Source organism: Tahibacter sp., assembly GCF_035481375.1.
Classification (GTDB): Bacteria; Pseudomonadota; Gammaproteobacteria; order Xanthomonadales; family Rhodanobacteraceae; genus Tahibacter.
Genome location: NZ_DATIGT010000194.1, coordinates 1 through 11114, shown reverse-complemented (window position 1 = coordinate 11114; position 11114 = coordinate 1). Strand labels below are relative to the sequence as shown.

At 69.1% G+C, this 11114-nt stretch carries 11 protein-coding genes; 3 read left to right on the top strand and 8 right to left on the bottom strand.

Annotated elements, in window-relative coordinates; genetic code table 11:
* The coding region (locus VLF18_RS12315) for a DUF2304 family protein (RefSeq protein WP_325279922.1) at positions 1 to 199 on the top strand (199 nt) is incomplete at its 5' end.
* 9 nt (positions 200 to 208) lie between these two features.
* Positions 209 to 1369: a glycosyltransferase gene (locus tag VLF18_RS12310; RefSeq protein ID WP_325279921.1), complete on the top strand. Its 1161-nt coding sequence runs from the start codon at positions 209 to 211 to the stop codon at positions 1367 to 1369.
* Here the strand turns inward: VLF18_RS12310 and VLF18_RS12305 are convergent.
* Genes VLF18_RS12305 through VLF18_RS12295 form a run of 3 tightly spaced genes read right to left on the bottom strand, consistent with a single transcriptional unit; the run spans position 1299 to position 4713 of the window.
* Positions 1299 to 2711, bottom strand: coding sequence for a hypothetical protein (locus VLF18_RS12305; protein WP_325279920.1), 1413 nt, complete (start codon positions 2709 to 2711; stop codon positions 1299 to 1301). The two genes, VLF18_RS12310 and VLF18_RS12305, sit on opposite strands and share 71 nt — an antisense overlap.
* Positions 2708 to 3898 (bottom strand): hypothetical protein, encoded by a 1191-nt coding sequence (locus VLF18_RS12300; RefSeq protein WP_325279919.1) that lies wholly within the window; start codon positions 3896 to 3898, stop codon positions 2708 to 2710. The genes VLF18_RS12305 and VLF18_RS12300 overlap by 4 nt, the downstream gene beginning before the upstream one ends.
* Positions 3898 to 4713 carry a ferritin-like domain-containing protein gene (locus VLF18_RS12295; protein WP_325279918.1) on the bottom strand — a complete coding sequence of 272 codons (816 nt, stop codon included), beginning with the start codon at positions 4711 to 4713 and terminating at the stop codon, positions 3898 to 3900. The genes VLF18_RS12300 and VLF18_RS12295 overlap by 1 nt, the downstream gene beginning before the upstream one ends.
* A 124-nt stretch (positions 4714 to 4837) precedes the next feature.
* Here VLF18_RS12295 and VLF18_RS12290 point away from each other — a divergent pair, with 124 nt between their 5' ends.
* Complete coding sequence (locus VLF18_RS12290) at positions 4838 to 5620, top strand: class I SAM-dependent methyltransferase (protein ID WP_325279917.1); 783 nt, start codon at positions 4838 to 4840, stop codon at positions 5618 to 5620.
* A gap of 13 nt (positions 5621 to 5633) precedes the next feature.
* On the opposite strand, the gene purF is transcribed toward VLF18_RS12290, so the two are convergent.
* The 5 genes from purF to accD form a co-directional block, all read right to left on the bottom strand.
* Positions 5634 to 7109 carry an amidophosphoribosyltransferase gene (purF, locus tag VLF18_RS12285; protein ID WP_325279916.1) on the bottom strand — a complete coding sequence of 492 codons (1476 nt, stop codon included), beginning with the start codon at positions 7107 to 7109 and terminating at the stop codon, positions 5634 to 5636.
* 13 nt (positions 7110 to 7122) lie between these two features.
* Entirely contained in the window at positions 7123 to 7704 is a 582-nt protein-coding gene (locus tag VLF18_RS12280) for a CvpA family protein (RefSeq protein ID WP_325279915.1), read from the bottom strand.
* Positions 7705 to 7717: 13 nt separating this feature from the next.
* On the bottom strand, positions 7718 to 8635 hold the full coding sequence (locus VLF18_RS12275) for an SPOR domain-containing protein (RefSeq protein ID WP_325279914.1): 918 nt from the start codon (positions 8633 to 8635) through the stop codon (positions 7718 to 7720).
* Between the two features lie 78 nt (positions 8636 to 8713).
* Entirely contained in the window at positions 8714 to 9979 is a 1266-nt protein-coding gene (gene folC, locus VLF18_RS12270) for a bifunctional tetrahydrofolate synthase/dihydrofolate synthase (protein WP_325279913.1), read from the bottom strand.
* Positions 9980 to 10008: 29 nt separating this feature from the next.
* Positions 10009 to 10902, bottom strand: coding sequence for an acetyl-CoA carboxylase, carboxyltransferase subunit beta (gene accD, locus VLF18_RS12265; RefSeq protein ID WP_325279912.1), 894 nt, complete (start codon positions 10900 to 10902; stop codon positions 10009 to 10011).
* Between the last annotated feature and the right edge of the window lie 212 nt (positions 10903 to 11114).

Sequence of the window (11114 nt, the reverse complement as noted above, 5' to 3'; positions counted from 1 at the left end):
CGCCTACCCGCCGGTGCTGCCGATCATCATCGGCCTGTCGCTGATCCTGCTGCGGCTGCTGCAGCTCGACATACAGCGCTCGCGCCAGGAGCGGCAGGTCCGGCGCCTCAATCAGAAACTCGCGATCCTCGAAGAGGAACTGGCATCGTTGCGCCACGCGGTTGCCGCACGTTCCGAAACCGGCAAGAAAACGGACTGACGCGCTGCGATGCGCGTCCTTCATATCGGCAAGTTCTACCCGCCGGCGGCGGGTGGCATCGAGACGTTCACGGCGATGCTCGCGCGCGCGCAGGCCGCGGCCGGCGACGCCGTTGCCGTGCTCGCGCATGCCGAACGACGCAGCTGGCGTACGCGGCAACGCGCCGACGGCACGATTGCCGTCCACGAGGTCGCACGCTGGGGGCAGCTCGCCTATGCGCCGCTCAGTCCCGGGTTTCCGTGGCAACTCGCGCGCGCCATCGCCTCGCACCGCCCGGACGTGTTGCATATCCATGTCCCGAATACATCGGCCTTTGCGGCACTGCTCGTGCCCGCCGCGCGCCGGCTGCCCTGGATCGTGCATTGGCACGCGGATATTCCGCTCGACAGCGCGAGCCGCGCATTGCGTCTCGCCTATCCGTTCTACCGTCCGTGGGAACAGGCATTGTTGCGCCGCGCCGACGCGATCATCGCGACTTCGTCGGCCTATCGCGATGCGAGTCACGCGCTGGCCGACTGGCGTGCGAAGACGACCATCGTGCCGCTGGCGCTCGACGACGCACCGGCCGTACCGCCGGGCGAAACGCTATGGCCCCCGGGGAAGCGGCGTCTGCTGGCGGTCGGACGGCTCAGCCACTACAAAGGCTTCGAGGTCCTGCTCGACAGCGTCGCGCAACTGCCCGACACATCACTGCTGCTGATCGGCAGCGGCGAACGCGAGCGCGCGCTGCGAACACGCATCGCCGAGCTCGGGCTGCAGTCGCGCGTGCGCATGACCGGGCATGTCGACGACGACACGCTGCGCGGCGCGTACGCCGCGGCGGAAATCTTCTGCCTTCCCTCGCTCGACCGTGCCGAAGCCTTCGGCATGGTGCTGCTCGAGGCGATGCGCGCCGGACTGCCCTGCGTGGCGAGCGCCATCGTCGGTTCAGGCGTCGGCGAAGTCGTGGCCGCAGGAACGACCGGACTACTGACGCCGCCGGGCGATGCCGATGCGCTGGCCGCAGCGCTCGACCGGTTGAGCAACGACGAAGAATTGTGCCGGCGTTTCGGCACGGCGGGCCGCGAGCGCTGGCAGAACGACTACCGGCCGGCTGCAGTCAGTGCGGCAACGCGTCAGGTCTACGCGCAGGCACTCGCACATCGCGCAGCAGCAGACCGATCAGGCTGAGCGCGAGCGGCGCCCACTGCAGCACGAGTCGGTTCATCGCGGTTTCGCTGGTCGCCCATTTCGCCGCCGGCGTGAATACGAACAGGCAGAACAGTGCTGCAAGCCCAGCGCCGAGCAACAGCGCGAGCAGTCCGATCTCGCGACGATCGCGCAGCCGTTCGCGCTGCCAGATCAGGCACGCGACGAGCAGCGGCCACAGCAGATGCCAGTTGTTCTGCGCGAACAAGCCCTTGAAGAACGCGGTCGCTGCAACGAATCGCGACACGTCGTTGTCGCCGGCCGCAACGCCGCTGAGCACGTCGCGCACGAGCGCGAGCCACGGCAACTGCAGCGCCCACGACGCGGCGACCGCGAGCAACGCGCCGAATACGGCGGCTATCAGGCCGATACGACGCCAGCGCGGCGGCACCTGCACGAGTATGGCGAGCCCGGTCAGCAGCAATGCCCAGACCGCACCTTCGAATTTCAACAGCGGCAATGCACCGGTGCAGCAGGTCGCAAGCAGCAGCTGCGCGCGATCGCCGTCGCGCAGCCAGCGCAGCCACGCCAGCACAGCGAACGTCAGCGTCGCGGCAACCCAGAGATCGGCGTAGCCGGCCAGCGCCGCATGCACCGACAGCAGCGGCAGCGAAGCGAGCAGGTAGGCGAGAACCACGCAGGCGTTGCGCGACACGCCGAGCGCGCGCCATTGCCCCGCGCAACCGGCCACGAGCGCGAGCCAGAGCAGCGGCCACGCGGTTGCCACGGCACCTTCGTTCCAGGCTCCCGCCGCCGACGCGAGCCAGAGTTCGATGCGGCTCAGCAGCTCCGGATAGCGCCAGGCCAACGCGGTATGCGCGCTCGGATCGCTGTCGCGCCACCACGACGTCGGGTCGAGAAATCGCACCTGACCGAGCTCGAACCAGGTCTTCGCCTTGAGCGACCACGCATTCCACGCGTCCCAGACGAACACGGGGCGCAGGAACGCCTCATCGAGCACGAACGCAAAACGCACGGCGATCGCCGCGAACAGCAGCCAGGCCCACGGCGGCAGACGCGTACCGGTCGTCATCGCCACCGGCGCCGAGGGCTGCGCGCGACGCGCCCGCCGCCAGCCCAGGCCCGCGAGCAATACGATCGCGGCTCCGATCAGCGGCAGCGTTGCGATGAACGTGTCGGCGCCGGCCGCATCGCGCCGCAGGGCGACGAGCATGCCGCTCGCAAGCAGGCCGAGCAGCGTCGCATAGCCAGCCGCGGCGAACCGCTCTCCGGGACGTCGCGGCAGACCGGCCAGCGCGAACCAGAGCGCCGCGCCGAGCACGACGCTGCAGGCATACGCCACGAGCACGCCGGGCGCGATCACGGTTTCGCCTCGCCGAGCCGATAGAGCCGCAGCCGCGGTTCGTCGATCAGCGGTTTCGCCGGCACGGAAAAGCCGCTGTCGACGCGCAGGCGCCCGTCGGCGGCATCGTAGGCCGGGGAATTTTTCTCGAATGCTGCAAAGTAAACAGGCTCGACGACCGCGACCGACGAACCCCAGCCGGTCAGGTTGACCGGCGCCGTGCGCGCCGGTGCCAGGTGATAGACGAAGCGCGCACGCAGGAAATCGGACGCCGCGTCGACGAGCAGCCGCACGCGGTCGGGATCGGCGCCATCCTCGCGCAGCGCCTGACGCACCTGCTGAGCGGCCTGCAGCACGTCGGCGTCGGCAATCGCGCGCTGGCGTTCGTCCCAGGGCAGCGGCGCATAAATCTGTCGCGTGGCTGCATGCCGGTCGGCCAAGCTCAGGCTCCAGCGCAGATCGAGCAGCACCCAGGCGATCGCGACACCGGCGCCGACGACGCGCAGGTGGCGCGCGACCGCGGAGGGCGCATGCCACAACAGCAGCAGCGCGGTCAGCGCGAGTCCGACGGCCAGCAACAGCACTGGCGAACGCGCGCGAACCGCGCCGTTGTCGGGACCGAGCGCACTGATCGACATCAGCGACCACGCGCGCCGCCCCGACCACTCGGTCGAAACGGATGCAAGGCGCCCTGCCCAGGACGGCGACCAGAATTCGGCGCCGCTCAGGCGGAACGGCCGGAATGCGTGCTCGGCCGGAACCGACTGCGCGACCGGATAGATAGCGAAACCGATCTCGGTGATCGCACCCTGCCATTCCTTTTCGCGCGCGAGATCGATGGTGCCGATGTCACCGCGTCCGCGCGTCAGCGCGATCGTGCGCACGTCGCCGGTCGAATCCGCGCGCCGGTAGAGAAAGGCCACTTCGAGTGTCGGTGCGAGCGATTCGAAGCGATAACGCAATACCGGCCATGCCGCGGCGTCGGCGATGTCGACGCCGCGCACGAGCAGCGCGCCGTGGTCGCCGTCCTCGGTTTCGATGCGCAGTCCGCTGCCGTCGACCTGACCGCCGGCCAAGGCCATGAACTCCGCGCCATCGAGCCGGTAGCGCTGCTGCGGCCACGGCGACTGGAAGGGTGCTATCTCGACGAAGATCGCGATCAGCCCGAACCAGAGCGCGACGATGGCGACGACGAGCGTGCGCGGCATCAGGCCACCAGACTGTCGAGCCGGTCGAGCTCGATCGGCGTGAATCCGGCGGCGAGCCGATCACGGCGGTTGAGCGGCCCCTTGAGCGCACCGCGGCAATAGCGCTGCAGGAGCGCATGGAAGGTGTCGTCCGGGTCGACGCCTTCGCGCGCGCAGCACCAGGTGAACCAGCGCGTGCCTGCGGCGACATGGGCGACTTCTTCGGCGAGGATCTGTTCGAGGATCGCGACCGTCGCCAAGTCGCCGACGGCGCGCAGGCGCTCGATCATGCCCGGCGTCACATCGAGTCCGCGGGCTTCGAGCACGCGCGGCACGAGCGCCATGCGTTCGAGACAGCGGTCCGCGGTTCGCCGTGCCATGTCCCAGAGTCCGTCGTGCGCTGGAAGATCGCCGTAGCTCAGGCCGAAGTCCGCGAGCCGGCGCGCAAGCAGCGAGAAATGTCGCGCCTCGTCGTTCGCGACCGCGATCCAGTCGGCGTAATACGCGGCCGGCATGTCGCGGAACCGGTAGACCGCGTCCCAGGCGAGATTGATCGCATTGAATTCGATGTGCGCGACCGCGTGCACGAGCGCGCCGCGTCCGGCTTCGGTACCGGGCCCGCGCTGCGCGAGCGCGCGCGGCGGCACGAGCAGCGGCCGTTCCGGACGTCCCGGCTCTCCGATCGGCGCGGGAGCCGCCGCGGCACCAAGCTCGAGACGCCCGGCCGCGAAGGCTGCGGCCGTCGCCTGCGTGCGCTCGACCTTGCGCAGCGGCAGCGCCTCGTCGAGGCAGGCCTGCGCGGCGGCGAACAGATTGGTCGATGCGGCTGCGAGCATGGCATCCGGGCCGTGGGCGGATCGGAGCCCGATTATGCCCGCAGCCGGCGTATCGGATGCTAGTGTTCGGTCACTTTGCCGGCGATCCGTTGGACGACCGGCGGATGCGAAGGACGACGGCGTGATGGAAAATTGGCGTGTTCCCGAACTCGACAAAGCGGCATTGACGACAGCGCTCGCCGCACATCTCGCAAGCGGGAACGCCGGCGACGACCCTTACCTGAGCGCCAAGCGCTCGTTGCCCACGTCGATGACGGAACTCGTGCGCGCCTACGCGAAGGTCCGACCCGCCCTCGCCGCCGGCCAGCGACTGCTCGACTGGGGCTGTCGTCACGCGGCGCTGTCGGCACTCGTGCGCGCGGAATTCGGCGAACGCGTCGAACTGCACGGCTGCGACGTCTGCCCGGCCGGCGACTACGCCGCCTTTCACGCGCGGTGCGGCCTGAGCTACATGCGACTCGATCACCCGTGGCGGCTGCACTATCCCGATGCGCATTTCGACGCCGTCATCGCCGGAGGGACGCTCGAACATGTGCCGAACGACGGCGCGTCGCTGACCGAACTCTGGCGCGTGCTGAAGCCCGGCGGCGCGTTGCTGATCACGCACCTGCCGAACGCGGGTTCGTGGACCGAATTCGTGTCGCGGCGCCGTTTTCCGGCACAGGCGCACCGGCGGCGCTACGGGCAGCGCGCATTCCGGCATCGTCTGCTGCACTACGGATTCGAGACGATCGCCGGCGGCCATCATCAGCTTGCGCCGTCGAGCCTCCCCGCAGCCTGGCAGCACGGCTGGCTGCAGCGCGTCGTCGCAGTCGCACAGCCGTTGAATGCGCTGGAGAACATCTGGCCGCTGAGCCGTCTGAGCGCGACGCTCTGGTGCGTCGCGCGCAAACGCGAAGGGTTCTAGCGTTCTCGCCGCGTCAGGACGCGCGGCGCATCGTCTTGGCTTCGTCCGATCGCGCGAACTCGAGTTCGCGCAGATAGTCGGCCTGCACGCCGGTCACGTATTCGCCCGAAAAGCACGAGGTATCGAAGGTTTTGAGGTCTTCGTTGCCTTCGCTGACCGAGGCGACGAGATCGTCGAGATCCTGATAGACCAGCCAGTCGGCACCGAGCAGTTCGGCGACTTCCTCCTCGCTGCGGTTGTGCGCAACGAGTTCGGCGGGCGCCGGCATGTCGATGCCGTAGACGTTCGGATAGCGCACCGGCGGCGCGGCCGAGGCGAAGTACACTTTTGTCGCGCCGGCCTCGCGCGCCATTTGGATGATCTGCTTGGACGTCGTGCCGCGCACGATCGAATCGTCGACGAGCAGCACGGTCTTGCGGCGGAATTCCAGATCGATCGCGTTGAGCTTGCGGCGCACGGATTTCACGCGCTCGCTCTGCCCCGGCATGATGAAGGTGCGGCCGATGTAGCGGTTCTTGACGAAGCCTTCGCGCATCGGCACGCCGAGATCGTTCGCGAGCGAACTCGCCGCGGTGCGCGCCGTGTCCGGAATCGGGATCACCGCATCGATGCCGTGATCGGGCCGCAGGCGTCGGATCTTCGCCGCGAGGCGTTCGCCCATGCGCAGCCGCGCCTTGTAGACCGACACGTCCTCGATCATCGAATCGGGACGAGCAAGATAGACGTATTCGAAGATGCACGGCGTGTGCGCATAGCCTTCGGCGCAGCGGCGGTGGTGGAGGCTGCCGTCGAAGCCCAGCAGCACGGCTTCACCCGGCTCGACGTCGCGCAGTCGGCGGAACCCGAGGATGTCGAGCGCTACCGATTCCGACGCAACCGCGTATTCCTTGCCGTCCGGCGTGTCGCGTTCGCCGAGCACGAGCGGCCGGATGCCGTGCGGATCACGGAACGCGAGGATGCCGTAGCCGAGCACGAGCGCCGCGACCGCGTAGCCGCCGCGCGCCCGCGAATGCACCCCGGCGACCGCCTTGAACAGGTGATCGGGCGTCAGGCTCATGCGCTCCTGGATCTGCAGCTCGTGCGCGAGCACGTTGAGCAGCACTTCCGAATCGGAGTTCGTGTTGATGTGGCGGCGGTCGCCCTCGAACAGTTCGCTGCTGATCGCGTCGGCGTTGACGAGGTTGCCGTTGTGCGCGAGCGCGATGCCGTAGGGCGAATTGACGTAGAACGGCTGCGCTTCGCCGACGTCGTCGGAGCCTGCGGTCGGATAGCGGCAGTGTCCGATGCCGACGCGGCCGCGCAGCTTCAGCATGTCGTCGCGCTGGAACACGTCGCGCACGAGCCCGCGCGCCTTGTGCAGGCGCAGCTTCGAGCCGTCTACGGTCGCGATGCCCGCGGCGTCCTGGCCGCGGTGCTGCAGCACCGTGAGCCCGTCGTACAGGGCCGAGGCGACCTCGGATTTGCCCACGATTCCAATGATTCCGCACATGGCGACGTTACCGCTAAGAGGAGGATTTCTTGTCCGCGCCGGCCTCGGCCGGCGGCGGCGAATTGGGGGCGGCCGGCCTGCCTTGCAACGCAGGCAACGGCAGCAGGCCGCGATAATCGAGATGCTTGCTCACGCTCTCGGGCAGCCTGGCCGACAGCCATTCCGCGCCGTTCTGGAAACCCGGCATCAGGCGGGATTCCTGCCACCACGGGTCGCGCGGGAACGGCGTGAAGCCGAGCAGCAGCACCGCGATCATCACGAGCGCCAGACCGCGCGCGAGGCCGAAGAACATGCCGAGCAGCCGATCCGTGCCGCTGAGGCCGCTGCCGGCGACGAGCTTGCGTACGATGAATGCAACGAGCGCGCCCGCAACAAGCACGCCGATGAAGCAGAGTCCGTAGCCGAGCAGCAGCCGCACCGACGGCACGTCGACGCTCGTGAACTGCGCGGCGAGCTTTTCGCCGAACATCCAGGCGACCCAGAACGCCGCGGCCCAGCAGGCCAGCGCCATGACTTCGGCGACGAGCCCGCGCCAGAGCCCGATCAGGACCGACAGGGCCAGTACACCCAGAATGCAGTAGTCGGCCCAGTTCACGGCGCATCCGGTCTCAAGGCACCGTCACGATCATGCCGGTGATCGCGAGTTTCTGCTTGGCCTGGTCACGCAGCTTCTCGCTGCCGGCGCGGTCAGGTTCGGGTCCGAGGCGCACGCGCCACAGCTTTTCGCCCCCCTGCCCCGTGCTGTCGACGAAACTCGGCAGGCCCACACCTTTGGCGCGCGCGAGCAGCTTGTTCGCTTCGTCCTGCGACTTGAACGCGCCGAGCTGCACGGCCCAGCCGCCCGCTCGGTTCGCCGGTAGCGCGGCGGCCGGCGCATCGGCCTTCGGGGCCGCGGCGACGATTTCGACGACGCTGCCCTTGAGCTTCGCATCCGCCTTCTGCAGCTTGAGCCGCGCGGCTTCGGCCGTGCTGCGGTCTTCATACGGACCGAGACGCACGCGCGTCGCCGGCTTGCCGTCGACCTCGGCCGATTCGACGTAGGCGGCGAGTCCATGTTTCTTCGCGCTCGCGACGAGCGCATCGGAATTCGCGGCATTCGCGAAAATGCCCAGATGCACCGCATAGCGGCCGGTGCTGCTTGCGGCGGGCGCGGCGCGTTCGGGCACGGGTTTCGGCGGCGCGGCTTCGACGGGCTTTGCAGTCGCGACCGTCGTTTTCGGCGGCTGTTCCGCAGCGCCGTCCTGCGGATAAGGCACTTCGGCCGAATTGCGCGGATTCGTGCCGGCGTCGACCGTCGCGACCTTGTCGCCGCTCGCCGCGGGCTGCTCGGGCAGCGGCGCCGGCGTCGTCGACTTGCCGCCTTCGGCCGGCACGACGCGCGTCTGGAACTCGCGTTCGGGTGCCGGTGGAATCGCGAGGTTCTCGGTGACGGTATCGGTTTTCGGCGGCGAGCCGGAAAGGAACATCGGTACGAAGATGACCGCGAGCGCGATCAGGACGGCAGCACCGATGAGACGCTGTTTCAATGCGGAATCCATAGCCGGGTGGCCTCCAGGAACGGCGGGATTATACGCGCCGGCGACGCCGTGCCCGCAGCGCCGACGTCATCGCAACGCAACGTTCTGCAACCACCGCAGCGCCGCGGCCGCGATATAGAACGAGCCGAACGCGACGACGCGCGTGCCGGCACGCAGACGCGGAGCGAGAGTATCGAGCGCCGATGCAACGTCGCCCCAACAGCTGCGCCGCAACGGACCCAGCGCCGCGCCGAAATCGGTGTCGAGCGACAGCAGGTCGCGGCCGCGCTCCGACTCGGTCGACAAGTCGACCAGATGCCATTCGGCCACGCGATCGCGCAGCGGCTGCAGCATGCCCGCGACGTCCTTGTCGGTCAGTGCGCCGAACACCGCCACCGTCTCGGCCGCCGGTTCGCGCGCGAGCCACTCGGCGAGCACGCCGGCGGCCTGTGGGTTGTGTGCGACATCGATCACGAGTTCGCCGTCGCCGACACGCGTGCGTTGCAGCCGCGCCCGCACACGGGCCTCGGCGACACCGCGCGCGAAGGCATAGGGCGGCAGCGCAAGCCGCGCGCCGAGTGCGCGCAACGCGGCGATGGCCGCCGCCGCATTCGCGGGCTGGCAGGCGGCGGGGAGCGCAGGCGCCGGTAACGTCAGCCGCACCGAGTCGTCGGCCCAATGCCAGCCATCGGCCTGCGTGCCGATCGAGTAGTCGACGCCGGCACGGATTACGCGTGCCCCGTTTACGGCGGCGGCGGCCAGCAGGCCGTCTGGCGGATCCGCTTCGGCAACGACCAGCGGACGTCCGGCGCGCGCGACCCCGGCCTTCTCCCGGCCGATGCTGTCGCGATCGCTGCCGAGCCAGTCCTGATGGTCGAGCGCGATCGTCGTCACGATCGCGACGTCGGCGTCGATCAGGTTGACCGCATCGAGCCGGCCGCCGAGGCCGACTTCGAGAATCGCGACGTCGAGTGCCGCGTCGGCGAAGACCAGCAGTGCCGCGAGCGTGCCGAATTCAAAATACGTCAGCGGTATGTCGCCGCGCGCCGCATCGATGCGTGCGAACGCCGCGATCAGCGGCGCATCGTCGACATCGGTGCGATCGACGCGCACGCGCTCGTTGTACGCCAGGATGTGCGGCGAGGTGTAAGCGCCGGTCCGGTAGCCGCCCGCCGCCAGCATGGCTTCGAGGAACGCGACGGTCGAACCCTTGCCGTTCGTGCCGGCGACGGTGACGACGAGCGGCGCCGGACGCGGTGCGCCGAGCCGCTGCCAGACCTCACCGACGCGGGCCAGGCCCAGGTCGATGCCCTGCAGATGGACGCCGAGCTGATAGTCGAGCCACTGCTGCAACGTGCGCGGCAGCGGCGCCGCCAGCGCACTCAGGCGGCGGCTCCGGCAACCGGCGCGGCGCCGTGACGCGGCTGGCGCATCAGCAGCGCGAGGATGTCGGCGAGCTTGTTGCGCGTCTCGCGCCGGTCGACGATGAGGTCGACCGCGCCGTGCTCGACGAGGAATTCGGAGCGCTGGAACCCTTCCGGCAGCGTCTCGCGCACGGTCTGCTCGATGACGCGCGGCCCGGCGAATCCGATCAGCGCCTTGGGCTCGGCGATGTTGAGATCGCCCAGCATGCCGAGGCTCGCCGACACGCCGCCGGTGGTCGGATGCGTCAGCACCGAGATATACGGCAGTCCCGCGGCGCGCAGGCGCGCGAGCGCAGCCGAGGTCTTGGCCATCTGCATCAGCGAGAACAACCCCTCCTGCATGCGCGCGCCGCCGGTCGCCGACCAGCAGATCAGCGCCGTGCGATCGGCCAGCGCGCGTTCCGCCGCGCGCGTGAACTTCTCGCCGACGACCGATCCCATCGAACCGCCCATGTAGCTGAAGTCGAACGCGACCGCGATTGCCGGGCGCGACTTGAGCAGCCCCTTCATCGCGATCAGCGCGTCCTTTTCGCCGGTCTGCTTCTGCGCGGCGACGATGCGGTCTTTGTATTTTTTTGAATCTTTGAACTTGAGTGCATCGACCGGCTCGAGGTCGGCGAAGAGTTCCTCGGTGGAGCCTTCGTCGAAGAACCCGAGCAGGCGCTTGCGCGCACCGATCGTGTGGTGATGGGCGCACTGCGGGCAGACCTCGAGATTGCGCTCCAGCTCGGGGCGATACAGCACCGCCGCGCAGCCGTCGCACTTCTCCCAGAGCCCTTCGGGCACCTTGCCCTTCGCGCCGGTGCCCTGGGTGCGGATGCGCGAGGGCATCAGTTTGGAAAGCCAACTCATGTCACCAACCTCTCCGGTATCCGCCGGCGGCAGCAGCGCCGGCGTCGATTCAAGCAGTGGCGCCGCCGTGGGCGACGCCGGGTCGTGCGCGGGATCGGGCGGCCGCTTACGCGGCATGATCCGCCGGCAATACGTCGAGCGCCGCGCGAATCGGCGCGAGGAACGCTTTCGCGCGCCGCACCGTATCGGCGGTGTCGACGCCGCCCGCCAGT